The following is a 13,549-nucleotide window of genomic DNA, read 5'->3' on the forward strand; positions in this document are numbered from 1 at the left end:
TCTGATGACCTCCGCGCACCCGCACCTCGTCTGGGACTGGAACGGCACTCTGCTCAACGACCTCAGCCTGGTGGTGTCCGCCACCAACGTCGTGTTCGCGAGCCTGGGCGGGCCGACTGTCACATTGGACGAGCACCGGGTGCGGTTCCGCAGGCCGATCGCCGAGTACTACGCCGACGTGCTCGGGCAGGCAGTGGACGACGACGAGTTCGGTCGACTGGACAAGATCTTCCACGACGCGTACCGCACCGGGTTGACCACCTGTGAGCTGGCCGCCGACGCACGCGGCGCGATGGCCTCCTGGCCGGGCACCCAGAGCCTGCTCTCCATGTGGTTCCACGAGGAACTGGTCCCGACCGTGCACACGTACGGTCTGACCAGCCACTTCACCCGCGTTGACGGGCTGCGGGCCACGGTCGGCGGCGGCTACAAGGCCGAGTCGCTCCAGCTGCACCTGGCCGAACTGGGCGTGGACGGCGCCTCGGTGGTGCTGATCGGCGACTCCATCGACGACGCCGACGCGGCGCTCGCGGTCGGCGGCCGTGCCGTGCTCTACACCGGCGGGTTCACCGACCCGGGCCGGCTGCGCGCCTCCGGTCACCCGGTCGCCGACACCCTCACCGACGCGGTGGCCCTGGCCCGGGAGGTCAGTTCCGCAGGTAGGTGAGGACGGCCAGCACCCGCCGGTGCTGTTCGGTGTCCGGTGGCAGGGTGAGCTTGGTGAAGATGTTGCGCACATGCTTCTCCACCGCGCCGTCGCTGACCACCAGGGCGCGCGCGATCGCGGTGTTCGAACGTCCCTCGGCCATCAGGGCGAGCACCTCGCGTTCGCGGGGGGTCAGCTCCCGCAGCGGGTCGTCACGGCGGCGTCGGGCGAAGAGCTGACCGACCACCTCCGGGTCGAGCACCGTGCCGCCGCCCGCCACCCGGCGCAGCGCGTCCAGGAACTCGTCGATCGCGGCCACCCGGTCCTTCAGCAGGTAGCCGATCCCGCCGCCGGCGCCGCCGGTGGTCGCGAGCAGATCATCGGCGTACGAGACCTCGACGTACTGGGAGAGCACCAGGATCGGCGTACGCGGCACCAACCTGCGCGCCTCCACCGCAGCCCGCAGCCCCTCGTCGGTGTGCGACGGGGGCATCCGGACGTCAACGATCGACACGTCGGGCCGGTGCTCGACCACCGCCTCGACCAGGGCGTCACCGTCCCCGACGGCGGCCACCACCTGGTGCCCACTCTCGGTCAGCAGCCGGACCAACCCCTCCCGGAGCAGGACGGCGTCGTCGGCGATCACGATGCGCATGGCTGTGGTGTCTACCACGTCGCTCACCATCGCGGCGGCTTCCGGCGGCTCACGGCATCTTCTTGGTTCGCTCGCAAACCCGGCTCACTCCTCGCGCTCACAGCATCTTCTTGGTTCGCGACTGCGGGGCTCGCAAACCCCGCTCACTCCTCGCGCTCACAGCATCTTCTTGGTTCGCGACTGCGGGGCTCGCAAACCCCGCTCACTCCTCGCGCTCACAGGGGAAGCTCGGCGCGGATCTCGGTGGGGCCTCCGGTCGGGCTGGCCACCATCAGTTCGCCACCCGCGGCCCGGACCCGGTCGGCGATGCCGGCCAACCCGTGCCCCTTCGCCAGGTGCGCGCCGCCCTGCCCGTCGTCGCCCACCCACACCTGCAGGTGGGAGCCCCGCCGGGTCACCGTCACGGTGGCCTCGGTGGCCCGGCTGTGCTTGGCGACGTTGGTCAGCGCCTCGGACACCACGAAGTACGCGGTGTTCTCCACCGCCGGGTCGAGCCGCCCGGCCGGGGTGCCGAGCTGCGGGTCCACCTGGAGCTCGATCGGGATCAGCCCGCGGGCGGCGATCGCGGCCAGGGCGCTGGGCAGGCCCCGGTCGACAAGGATCGGCGGGGCGATGCCCCGGGACAACGCCCGCAGCTCGGCAAGCGTGTCCCGGGTCTGGCTGACCGCCTCGTCGATGGTCCGGCCGGCCGCGTCCGGGTCCGAGGCGAGCTGCATCCGGGCCCGGCTGAGGTCCATCGCCAGCCGGACCAGGCGCTGCTGGGGACCGTCGTGGATGTCACGCTCCAACCGGCGCAGCGCGGAGGCCTCAGCGGACACGGCGGCCCGCTTCTGCTCCTCCAGCACTGTGATCCGGTCGCGCATCTCGGCCACCCCGGTCAGCATGGCCTTGGCGAAACTCGCCTGGAGCAGTGCGCAGCCCCGCACCACGATCGGCAGGGTGATCAGGAAGAACACCCCGAGCGCGGTGTTCAGCCCGATCCGGGCGGTGGTCGAGTCGCCCAGGCCGAGGAGCTGCGCCAGATCCTGGTCACCCTCACCGGACGGGTGGGGGATGGCCCAGTCGTACGCCCAGTAGAGCGAGCCGGCGATTGCCGCGGCCCACCACGACAACGTGACCACGAAGGTGCCCACCGCCGCGATCAACCGCAGGATGCCGTGCGCCAGGTCGAGCCAGGACTGGGCGTCCCGGATCGGCACGAAGATCCGGCGCCAGGCGTTCGCGCCCGCCTCGGGCAGCCGGTAGTTCGGCCGGATCCGGGGCTGCCGGAGCACCGCGGCCATCCGCAGCCGCTCGATGTCGGCCAGGCCACGGGCGGCGTACAGGGTGCCGCTGAGGATCGGCAGGCCGATCACCGTGACGACCAGGCCGACGCCCACCGACAGGCCGACGACGAGGACGATGAAGCTGGTCAGCCCCAGGGGCAGGCCGAGCAGCACGTACCCGGAGTCGACGAAGAGCTGGCGGGGAATGCTCGGTGCCAGCGTCGGTCGGTCGCTGGCGGCGGCAACGGCGGTCATGCCCAAAGGCTAGGCATGTGGCCTCGCCGGACCCATCCCGAAACCCCGCCTCTCCGCCGTAGTGCTACCCCCACCCCACCCCACCCGACCCCACCCCACCCCACCCGCCCTACGGCGTCGATCTTGCAGTTTGTGTTGGTGAATTGCCCTTGAATGGGCGAGAAGCGAGAGCAGTAAGTGCAAGATCGCGGGACGTGGCGGTGGGGCCGGCGCGGGATTGGTCAGAGAAGTCGGGATTGAGCAATAATCGCCCGGGCGGTGAGCGGACCAGGCCGTTCAATCGATCTTGTGGAATGGAGGGGCTGGTGAGGTCGCGCCACGCAGCGACAAGATCGCGATTTGTGCACGTCTTCACAAGCGCCTACGCTGTGACTCCGACGCGCCCTGCTAGCACAGCCGGCAATCTCGGTCGCCAGCGGGAGTCCACAAACGGCCGACCAGCGGAGTTGGCCGAGGATCGCACCGCACGGAGTCTCATGAGTCAGCACCGTCACCCAGGCGCGCCCGGCCGCGCCGGTGCCGTACCGGCGCTCCCGGATCTGCCCGAGGCGACCGTCGCTCGGCTCCCGGAGTACCTGCGCGCGCTGCACAACCTCGCCGACACCGGGCACGAGACGGTCTCCAGCGAGGGTCTCTCCGCCGCCGCCGGGGTCAACTCCGCCAAGCTCCGCAAGGACCTTTCCCACCTCGGCTCGTACGGCACCCGGGGCGTCGGCTACGACGTCGCGCTGCTGATCGAGCAGATCGAGTATGTGCTCGGGCTCACCCAACGTCGGGCGGTCGCCCTGGTCGGCGTGGGTAATCTCGGTCACGCTCTGGCCGGCTACGACGGCTTCGCCAGCCGGGGCTTCCGGATCGCCGCACTGCTCGACGCCGATCGCTCACGGGTCGGTGAGGAGATCAACGGCCTGGTCGTCAGGCATATTGACGACCTGCCGACGGTCGCCGCGGAGGAATCCCTCGCGATCGGCGTGATCGCCACCCCGGCCGCCGCCGCCCAGCAGGTCGCCGACCAACTGGTCGCCGTCGGCGTGACGAGCATCCTCAACTTCGCGCCGTGCGTACTCTCGGTTCCGGAGGGGGTCGACGTGCGCAAGGTCGACCTCGCCATCGAGCTGCAGATTCTGTCCTTCCACGAGCACCGCAAGGCGTCGCTGACCGCGCTGCCCGCCACCGGCGGGTCCGCTCTCACGGCCCTGCCGGGCGGGTTCGCGGCCACCGATACCCAGGAGGCGATAGGCACGTGAAACTGCTCGTCGTCGGCGCGTCCTACCGGACCGCCCCGGTCGCCACGCTGGAGCAGCTGGCCGTGCCCCCCGCCGACCTGACCCGCACACTGGACCGCCTGGTCGCCCAGCCGTACGTGGCCGAGGCGGTGATCGTCTCCACCTGCAACCGGGTGGAGGTCTACGCCGCCGTGTCCGGTTTCCACGGTGGGCTCGGCGACGTCTGCGCCGTGCTGGCCGAGCAGGCCGGCAGCTCGCCGACCGCGCTCGCCAGCCACCTGTACGTGCACTACGACACAGCGGCCGTGGACCACGTCTTCCGGGTCGCCACCGGTCTGGACTCGATGGTGGTGGGCGAGGCGCAGATCCTCGGCCAGCTGCGTGACGCGTACCACTGGGCCACCGGCGCCGACTCGGCCGGCCGGCTGCTGCACGAGCTGATGCAGCAGGCCTTGCGGGTCGGCAAGCGGGCCCACGCCGAGACCGGCATCGACCGGGCCGGCCAGAGCGTCGTCACCGCCGCCCTGGAGCTGGCCGCCGGGCACCTCGACGGCGACCTCGTCGGCCACCCGGCCCTGGTGGTCGGCGCCGGTGCGATGGGTTCGCTCGGGGTGGCCACGCTGTCCCGGCTGGGCGCCGGGCCGCTCACCGTCAGCAACCGGGGCGCTGACCGGGCCGTCCGGCTCGCCGAGTCGTACGGGGCGAGTGCCGCGCCGATGACCGAGCTGGCCGACACCCTCTCCACAGTGGACATCGTAGTGGCCGCCACCGCGTCCACCGAACCGGTCCTCACCCGGTCCGTGGTCACCGCGGCGCTGGCCGAACGCGACAGGTCCCGAGGCCCGCTGGTCCTGCTCGACCTTGCCGTTCCGCGCGACGTCGAGGAGGGCGTCGCCGAGCTGCCCGGCGTCGAGGTGATCGACATCGACCGGATGGCGGCGCTGCTCGCCGACGGCCCGGCGGCTGCCGACGCCGCAGCCGTCGAACGCATCGTCCTCGGCGAGGTGGAGGGCTTCCTCACCTGGCTGCGCGGCGCCGACGTGGCACCCACAGTGGCCGCGCTGCGCGGCCGGGCCGACGACGTGGTCACCGCCGAGCTGCGCCGACTGGCCCAGCGTCGCCCCGACCTCGGCGACGACCTGCGGGCCGAGGTGGCCCGCACTGTGCACCGGGTCGTGCAGCGGCTGCTGCACCAGCCCACCGTGAAGGTTCGCCAGTTGGCCGCGGAGCCCGGCGGCGACCAGTACGCGGCACTGCTGCGCGAGCTGTTCGACCTCGAGGTGCCGCAGACCTCGCCGGTGGACACCGTCCCGGACGTGCTGACCCCCGACCTCGGCATGGCGCTCCCCGGCACCGACCCGTTGTCCGGAGCCGACGCCGCCGAGCCCACCCCACCCAGCGGAGGTGCGCGATGACCGCCCCACTGCGCCTCGGCACCCGGGGCAGCGCCCTGGCGATGGCCCAGTCCGGCCAGGTCGCCGAGGCGTTGACCGTCGCCACCGGTCGCCCCGTCGAACTGGTCGAGGTGGTCACCGCAGGCGACCGCTCCAACGCGCCGGTGCACCGGCTGGGCGTCGGGGTGTTCGTCTCCGCACTGCGCGACGCGCTGACCGCCGGGACGATCGACTTCGCTGTGCACTCGTACAAGGACCTGCCCACGGCCGCCGCCGGTGGGCTGCACATCGCGGCGGTGCCAGCCCGGCAGGACCCGCGCGACGCATTGGTGGCCCGCGAAGGCCGAACGCTCGCCGAGTTGCCGCCCGGGGCCACTGTGGGCACCGGCGCGCTGCGTCGGATCGCCCAGTTGCACGCCCTCGGCCTGCAACTGGAGGTCACCCCGATCCGCGGCAACGTCGACACCCGCCTGGGGCGGGTGCTCGGCCCCGAAGCCGATCTCGACGCCGTCGTCCTGGCACGGGCCGGTCTGGCCCGACTTGGCCGACTCGACGTGATCACCGAGTCGCTGGACCCGATGCTCATGCTGCCCGCTCCCGCTCAGGGCGCGTTGGCCGTGGAGTGCCGGGTCGACGACCGGGACCTGGTCGAGCTGCTCGCCGTGCTCGACCACGCACCGTCGCGTTCCGCGGTCACCGCGGAACGTGCGTTTCTGGCAACCCTGGAGGCCGGGTGCAGCGCACCCGTCGCCGCCTATGCCGAACTCGCCGAAGGCGAGACCGGCGATGAGATCTACCTGCGCGGGGCGGTGATCAGCCCGGACGGCACTCGTGACCTCCGGCTGTCCCGCACCGGAACGCCCGCCGACGCGGCGGAGATCGGTAAGGCACTCGCCGCCGAACTCCTCGACCTCGGCGCCGACTCGATCCTCGGCCACGAAGGACACACCGGCCCGGGGACCCAGCAATTTGGGAGCACAGAATGACCCGCACCCGTAAGCCCGTCGGCCGTATCGCGTTCGTCGGGGCTGGCCCCGGTGACCCGGGCCTGCTGACCCGTCGGGCCCACGACGCCCTGGTCGACGCCGACCAGGTGATCTACGACCGGGGAGTCCCGGAGTCGTTGCTCGCCGTCGTGCGCGCCGAGGCCTCCGCTGATGCCGAATTCACCCCGGCCGAGGGCGCGCCGGGGGACGTGGCGAAGGTGCTCATCTCCGCGGCCCGCTCCGGGCTGAACGCGGTGCACCTGGTCGCCGGCGACCCGTTCGGGCACGACTCGGTGGTCAAGGAGGTGCAGGCGGTGGCCCGCACCGCCGCCCACTTCGAGGTGGTGCCCGGCGTCGGCCAGGCCGAGGGTGTGGCCACCTACGCCGGGGTCCCGCTGCCGGGTGTGCGTACGGCCGCCGACGTCGAGGACGTCAGCGTGCTGGACTTCGAGGCGCTGGCCACGGCCGTCGGCCGGGGTTCGCTCGCGCTCGCCGTGGACGCCGGTGACCTCGCCGCCGTCCGGGACGGGCTGCTCGCCGCCGGGGTCGACGGCACCACCGGCGTCGGCGTGACCGGCGACGGCACCGGCGAGACCCAGTACACGACCACGTCGACAGTGGACAGCTTCGTGGCCGCCGCGCTCGGCTTCACCGGCCGGGTGGTGCTCACCGTCGGTGTGGGCGTGGGGCAGCGCGACAAGCTGAGCTGGTGGGAGAACCGCCCGCTGTACGGCTGGAAGGTGCTCGTACCCCGGACCAAGGAGCAGGCCGGCGCGATGAGCGCCCGGCTGCGCGCGTACGGGGCCATCCCGTGTGAGGTGCCGACCATCGCGGTCGAGCCGCCGCGTACCCCGGCGCAGATGGAGCGGGCGGTCAAGGGCCTGGTCGACGGCCGGTACGCCTGGGTGATCTTCACGTCGGTGAACGCGGTCCGCGCGGTCTGGGAGAAGTTCGCCGAGCACGGCCTCGACGCCCGGCACTTCGGCGGCGTCAAGATCGCCTGCATCGGTGAGGCCACCGCGGATTCGGTCCGCGCGTTCGGCATCCAGCCGGAGCTGATCCCCGCCGGGGAGCAGTCCTCGGAGGGCCTGCTGGCCGAGTTCTCGCCGCACGACGAGATCCTCGACCCGGTGGGCCGGGTGCTGCTGCCGCGCGCCGACATCGCCACCGAGACGCTCGCCGCCGGGCTCACCGAGCGCGGCTGGGAGGTCGACGACGTGACCGCGTACCGGACGGTGCGGGCCGCTCCGCCGCCCGCCGAGATCCGCGACGCGATCAAGTCGGGCGGGTTCGACGCGGTGCTCTTCACCTCGTCCTCCACCGTGCGCAACCTGGTCGGCATCGCCGGGAAGCCGCACGCCCGGACCGTTGTTGCCGTCATTGGGCCCAAGACGGCGGAGACCGCGACGGAGTTCGGCCTGCGCGTCGACGTCCAGCCGCCGCACGCCTCGGTGCCCGACCTGGTGGAGGCGCTTGCCGCCTACGCCGTCGAACTGCGGGAGAAGCTGGCCGCCATGCCGGCCAAGCAGCGCCGTGGCTCGAAGGTGCAGGGCCCGACCGCTCTGCGCTTCCGGTAGTCGTTCGAGGAGGGCCCGCCATGTCGTACCCCGAGATCCGGCCCCGCCGGCTGCGCCGCAACCCGGCGGTCCGCCGGCTGGTGTCAGAGACCCGGGTCGACCCGGCCGAGCTGGTCGTGCCGATGTTCGTGAAGGAGGGGCTGACCGAGCCCCGCGCCATCGGGTCGCTCCCGGGGGTGCTCCAGCACTCCCGGGACTCGCTCCGCAAGGCGGCGGCCGAGGCGGTCCAGGCCGGTGTCGGCGGGATCATGCTCTTCGGCGTGCCGGAGCAGCGGGACCCGACCGGCTCCGGCGGCATCGACCCGAACGGCATCCTCAACGTCGCCATCCGCGACGTGGTGGCCGAGGTGGGCGACGCCACAGTGGTGATGAGTGACCTGTGCCTCGACGAGTTCACCTCGCACGGGCACTGTGGGCTGCTCACCCCCGACGGTGAGGTCGACAACGACTCGACCCTGGCCGCGTACGCCGACATGGCGGTGGCCCAGGCCGCCGCCGGGGTCGGCATGGTCGGACCGTCCGGGATGATGGACGGCCAGGTCGGCGTGGTACGCCGGGCCCTCGACGCCGCCGGGCACCAGGACGTCTCCGTGCTGGCGTACGCGGTGAAGTACGCCTCCGCCTTCTACGGCCCGTTCCGGGAGGCGGTGGAGTCGGCGCTGGAGGGCGACCGGCGCACCTACCAGCAGGACCCGGCCAATCTGCGTGAGTCGCTGCGCGAGGTCGCGTTGGACGTGGCCGAGGGCGCCGACCTGGTGATGGTCAAGCCGGCGCTGCCCTACCTCGACGTGGTGTCGGCGGTGCGGGCCGCGGTGGACGTCCCGGTCGCCGCCTACCAGGTCTCCGGTGAGTACGCGATGGTCGAGGCGGCCGCCGCGAACGGCTGGATCGACCGCGAGCGGGTGATGCTGGAGACGCTCACCTCGATCAAGCGGGCCGGTGCGCAGGTCATCCTCACCTACTGGGCCGTCGAGGCCGCTGGCCTGCTCCGCCAGCGCTACTGAGCGGCCCGTCCGCGGCCATCCTGTCCCGCCGTGCGCCGATCGTGACGCGCACGGTGGGCCTTGACGCGGCCGTGACCGCTGGGGCCTGGCTCGCGCGGGGTCCAGTTCTTGTCGGCCGGATCCCGGCTCCTGACTGCGGCGGATACCGGCTCCTGACTGCGGCGCATCCCGGCTCCTGACTGTGCCGGATACCGGCTCCTGGCTGTGCGGATCCCTGGCTCCGATGTCTCCACGGCTGCCTTTGCTCTGCACCCGCGGATGCGCCAGCCACGGTCTTAGGCCGGCGCTGACCAGGATGGCGCGTACCAGCAGGGATAGAGCGTGCCGGGGTGGCGCACGAGAGGGCCCGTCTTGGTGGCGCGCATGAGAGGGCCCGTCTTGCTGGCGCGCTTCAGAGGGGCCGGCGGGGTGGCGCATATCAGGGTGCAGAGCAAAGGGGATAGGTCAGGGATTGCCTCCCCGCTCCGTCGCGCGGACGACGTGCTGCTCAAAGCCCACGACTTCGTCGCCCGAGCGGAAGCCACCCTCGCCATGATGACGGTTGTCCCGTTGTCCACAGGTCCTTCCGTTGTCCACAGGCCAGCCGAACGGGACTGCGAGAAACGGGGCGAGCCGGGACGGTGGAGGCATGGACGACCTACCGAGCGAGCCCTCCGACACCCTATGGCCGGTCGTTGGCATTGTCCGGGCGGCCCGTCGCCACGCCGACCTCAGCCAACGTGAGCTGGCCCGACGGGCAGGGGTGCACCACGCCACCATCGGCCGCATCGAGGGCGGTCGGACTGTTCCGAGCATCGAGCTGCTCTGCCGGATCATCGACGTCGCCGGGTGTCGGCTGGCCGTCGTCGACGACCTCGGCCGGGTGCTCATGCCGATGCGGGACTGGGACGACACGCGTGACGGTGCGGGGCGCCGCTACCCGACGCACCTGGACACCATTCTCGACCCGAAGCCGGGGGAGTGGTGGGCGGACATCTATGGGCTGGCCCGCCCGCCCGAGACGTTCTACCGCAACCGGGAGGTCCGTGACGCGATGCGTCGGCGTAGCCAATGGGAGGTGCGGGTAGCCAAGCACCGCGGCGATCCACCACCGCCACAGCGCTGGCGGTACGACTGACCGCGGGACGGACGACGGCCCGCCGCCCCCGGGCGGGGTTCGGCGGGCCGCCGACGACCGCTCCAGAATCAGTCGTCGTTGGTGATCGTTCCGGTCGCGAGTGGATCAGCCAGCCGCAGGCCGGGTACGCCGGCCACCAGCAACGTCAACTTCTCGTCCGCCTCCCGCTTGCGGTCACCGCGCACCGACACCGGGAACGCCACCGACGTCTGCCCGGCGGCCAACACCTTGCAGCCGGCGTACGGGTCGAAGTCCGAGCCCACCTGCGCCGTGAGGCCGACGGTCGCGGCGCAGAGCAGCACCGACTGGGACAGCGGCCGAGACACGGTCGCGGTGAAGGTGAGCTGCCGGGTGCCCTGGTTGCCCTCGGTCACCGCCGAGTCGGCCACTGTCAACGACGCCCGGGACCGGAACCGCGCCACCTGCGGGTCGTGGTCACTGGAACCTCGCGACCCGTCACCGGCGAACTCCGCCGGCCAGTCGGCGTTGATGTGCGCCGCCCGCACCTGCACCAGGTCGCTGTGGAACGCGTCGTTGACGAACAGGTGGTCGAGAGTCTGCGCGTGCCCCTCGAAACTGTACGAGTAGGCCGAGGCCGGCACGTCCGCGACGAGGTCGTCCCACAGGTTGCGCAGGCCCGCCTCGTAGAGCGGGGCGAGCTGGTCCGACGGCGTGGGCTGCTCACCGGTCGCGATGGGATCGTCCGGGCGCGGGAAGACGTTCAGGTCCCCGCCGTAGACCACCCGGGCGGTCTGGTCGGCCTCCTCGATCGCGGTGACGATCGCCGCACCGTAACGCGCCTGCTCACGCCGCTGCCCGACCCGGCTGTCCGGGCCGGACGAGTAGTGGTTGCTGAGCGCGTACAGGGTGAACCGCTCGGCCGAGCCGGGCGCCGCGGCCACGCTGAACTTGCCCAGCTGCGGAGCACGGGTGAAGACGTTGCTGCCGTCCCGACCGGTCGAGGTGTCCACGTCCGCCGGCAGCACCGCGTTGAGGGCCTTCGGGTTCTGCACGTCGGCGTTGGTCGGCAGCCCCGCAGCCCGGTACTGAACGGTCGGTGTCGACCCCAGCAGGGGGTCCGCCGCCGTCGCGGCCGCCAGCGACACCCGGTCCGTGCGGTACAGGAAGGCCGCGGTGATACCGCGAGCGTCCGCGCCGGTCCGGTCATAGGCGGCGGCGTACGCGGGCCCACCGGCCGCCGTCACCGCGAGCGCCAACTCCTGGATGCTGTCCGGAGCGCCATCGGCGTTGTTGGTGTCGCCGCAGCTCAGCGCCGTCCCGGAGATCGTGCAGATGTCCTGGTCCTCGGCCTCCTGCACCAGGATCAGGTCGGGTGCGTGCAGGTCCTTGACGATCTGATCGGCGAGGGCGGCCAGTTGCTCGCGGTATTCCGCCTCGCTGGCCGGGACGTAGTCGAACGGCGGGGAGACACCCACGCAGCCGGCGTTGCCGGCGAAGTCGCAGCCGTCGAACGGGTCGTCGCGGTAGTCGTACAGGTTCTCCACGTTGTAGGTGGCCACGGCCACCTCCTGCGACCGGTCGGCCGGCTTGGGCGGGTTGTTCTTCGACGGGTCGGCCCCGGCGGCGAACTCCGCCCGCTCGACCTGGACGCCGTACTTCTCGAACGAGTAGTAGACCCCGCCCACCGCGTCCGCCCGCAGCGTGTCGAAGGTGTGCGTCGGCGGAAGTAGTGCGGCGCTGTCCCCGGCGGTGGCCTTCACGCCCATGCTGCCCAGCAGCGTCCGCTGGCCGTTGCCGTCGTCGAAGCGGCGGGTCGGGTCGTTGTCCAGCGGGTGCGAATCACGGAAGACCCGCCGGGAGTACGGGTCGGCGCGGTCCAGCAGCGGGTCGTCGCGGTCGACCACCCACAGCTCCGCGTCGGCGGTAGAGGAGAAGACGTCCCGGCCGCTCACCGCGCCGCTGCCCGCGCGTACCCGCATCCGGGAGCCCTCGTGCCGCTCCCAGAAGCGCTGCGCGTCGGTCAGCACGGCGGGCGGCACCGCGTCGGCCACCGCGACCGCGGTGTCCACGACCAGCCCACCGCCGATCAGGCGGACCAGCGACGCGCCGGAGAGCTGGGTGAAGTTGTAGTACTCCGACACCCGCGCCCGCAGCACGACCTCGTCGCCGACCGTCGGCACGTAACCGCCGATCAGCGAGGAGAACGTACCCATGAACACGAAGATGCCGTCGGAGCTGGTCGGATCGCCGTCGGTGTCACCAACGCGGCTCTGCAGGAAGAAGCCGTGCTGCTCCGCTCCGGCCGAGGTGCGGGCCAGGGTCAACTGGGTGATCACGCCGCGTACGTCGTGCAGGGCGCTGCTCGTGCCGTTGCCGCTCGCCGGTGCGAGCGGTGACCGGTCGCTCGGACCGGACTCGGTGTCGGTGGTCGGACCCTGCACCTCGCCGACGGTCAGCTCCCGGGTCACCTGCACCGCCAGTGCGCAGCTCGCGGTGCCACCGCCCGCGTCGGTCGTGGTCAGTGTGACGGTGTACGCCCCGGCGGCGAGGTCGGCGCTCACACCGACCGTGGCCCGGGCGGTGCCGCCCACCCCGTCGGCGGGGGTGAACGCGGTACGGGTGATCGAGCCGGAGGTCGGGCTCGGGCTGATCGCGGTCACCGCCAGGTCGACGATCGTGTCGTCGGGGTCGGCGGCGGTCACCTCGCGGCTCACGGCCGTGCCGGCGGCGGTGACCAGTGACCCGCCGCAGGTCAGCGTGGCGGGCACGTCGACCGGGCCGCCGCCGTCCACGGTGTGCGCGCCCAGCCCGTCGAAGGTGTCGACGGGGAAGCCGGCCCACTGTGCGGCGGGGTCGAACGCGTCCGACGGGTCGGTGTCACCGGCGGCAACGCTCGCCAGCCGGCGCAGTGTGTTGTCGGCGGTGCTGGTGACGCCGGCGCCCCACTCGGTGCCCGGGTCGACGCCCACCTGGCCGATCGAGTCGAGCACTGTGGTGCCCCGGCGCAGCACTATCGCGTCGTCACCGTTGAAGAGGCTCGCCCCGGTGGTCTGGTCAGCCTGGGCGAGGATGGCGGCCCCGGCCGAGGCGCTGGCGAACACGAACGCGTCACCGGCCGCCACGTTGCCGGTCAGGGCGATCGTGGTGGCCGTGGTGGAGCCGTTGAAGTAGAGCTGCAACTGGTAGCCACCGGCCGTCAGGTCGACAGCGGCGCCCGTGCCGTTGAACAGCTCGATCGCCTTGTTGTTCGACGAACCCTCGACGTACTCCGAGATGAACAGGTCGGTGGGCGCGGCGCTGGCCGCGGTGGGTGCGACGCCGAGCGCCGTGACTGTCACGGCGGCGGTGGCGGTCGCGAGCGCGGCGATTGAGCGGCGCGGGCGCATAGGGCCTCCACGATGGGTGGATGGGGTCAACGCACGTTAAGGTGCGCGACTGTCCACCGTCCATCCCCTAATGGACA

General features: G+C 72.1%; 10 protein-coding genes. 7 read left to right on the forward strand and 3 right to left on the reverse strand.

Annotation, left to right across the window (positions count from 1 at the left end):
• Window positions 1-4 precede the first annotated feature (4 nt).
• Complete coding sequence (locus AB0B68_RS01760; RefSeq protein ID WP_357257391.1) at window positions 5-667, forward strand: HAD hydrolase-like protein; 663 nt, start codon at window positions 5-7, stop codon at window positions 665-667.
• Here the strand turns inward: AB0B68_RS01760 and AB0B68_RS01765 are convergent.
• Window positions 648-1,301 (reverse strand): response regulator transcription factor, encoded by a 654-nt coding sequence (locus AB0B68_RS01765; RefSeq protein WP_030329744.1) that lies wholly within the window; start codon window positions 1,299-1,301, stop codon window positions 648-650. The two genes, AB0B68_RS01760 and AB0B68_RS01765, sit on opposite strands and share 20 nt — an antisense overlap.
• Window positions 1,302-1,516: 215 nt before the next feature.
• Window positions 1,517-2,821, reverse strand: a complete 1,305-nt coding sequence (locus tag AB0B68_RS01770; protein WP_357257393.1) for a sensor histidine kinase — start codon at window positions 2,819-2,821, stop codon at window positions 1,517-1,519.
• 476 nt (window positions 2,822-3,297) lie between these two features.
• Between AB0B68_RS01770 and AB0B68_RS01775 the strand changes: the two genes are divergently transcribed.
• The 6 genes from AB0B68_RS01775 (at window position 3,298) to AB0B68_RS01800 (ending at window position 10,125) form a co-directional block, all read left to right on the forward strand.
• Window positions 3,298-4,068, forward strand: a complete 771-nt coding sequence (locus tag AB0B68_RS01775; RefSeq protein WP_357197600.1) for a redox-sensing transcriptional repressor Rex — start codon at window positions 3,298-3,300, stop codon at window positions 4,066-4,068.
• Window positions 4,065-5,462 (forward strand): glutamyl-tRNA reductase, encoded by a 1,398-nt coding sequence (locus AB0B68_RS01780; RefSeq protein WP_355005752.1) that lies wholly within the window; start codon window positions 4,065-4,067, stop codon window positions 5,460-5,462. The genes AB0B68_RS01775 and AB0B68_RS01780 overlap by 4 nt, the downstream gene beginning before the upstream one ends.
• On the forward strand, window positions 5,459-6,427 hold the full coding sequence (gene hemC, locus AB0B68_RS01785; protein ID WP_355005751.1) for a hydroxymethylbilane synthase: 969 nt from the start codon (window positions 5,459-5,461) through the stop codon (window positions 6,425-6,427). Before AB0B68_RS01780 ends, hemC begins: the two co-directional genes overlap by 4 nt.
• A complete protein-coding gene (locus AB0B68_RS01790; RefSeq protein ID WP_355005750.1) occupies window positions 6,424-8,004 on the forward strand; it encodes a uroporphyrinogen-III synthase in 1,581 nt (526 codons plus the stop codon). The genes hemC and AB0B68_RS01790 overlap by 4 nt, the downstream gene beginning before the upstream one ends.
• Window positions 8,005-8,024: 20 nt before the next feature.
• Window positions 8,025-9,008, forward strand: coding sequence for a porphobilinogen synthase (hemB, locus tag AB0B68_RS01795; RefSeq protein ID WP_355005749.1), 984 nt, complete (start codon window positions 8,025-8,027; stop codon window positions 9,006-9,008).
• A gap of 628 nt (window positions 9,009-9,636) precedes the next feature.
• Window positions 9,637-10,125, forward strand: a complete 489-nt coding sequence (locus AB0B68_RS01800; protein WP_357196460.1) for a helix-turn-helix transcriptional regulator — start codon at window positions 9,637-9,639, stop codon at window positions 10,123-10,125.
• Window positions 10,126-10,193: 68 nt separating this feature from the next.
• On the opposite strand, the gene AB0B68_RS01805 is transcribed toward AB0B68_RS01800, so the two are convergent.
• Window positions 10,194-13,472: a lamin tail domain-containing protein gene (locus AB0B68_RS01805; RefSeq protein ID WP_357257396.1), complete on the reverse strand. Its 3,279-nt coding sequence runs from the start codon at window positions 13,470-13,472 to the stop codon at window positions 10,194-10,196.
• Window positions 13,473-13,549 lie beyond the last annotated feature (77 nt).

Source organism: Micromonospora sp. NPDC049049, assembly GCF_040649115.1.
Lineage (GTDB): Bacteria > Actinomycetota > Actinomycetes > Mycobacteriales > Micromonosporaceae > Micromonospora.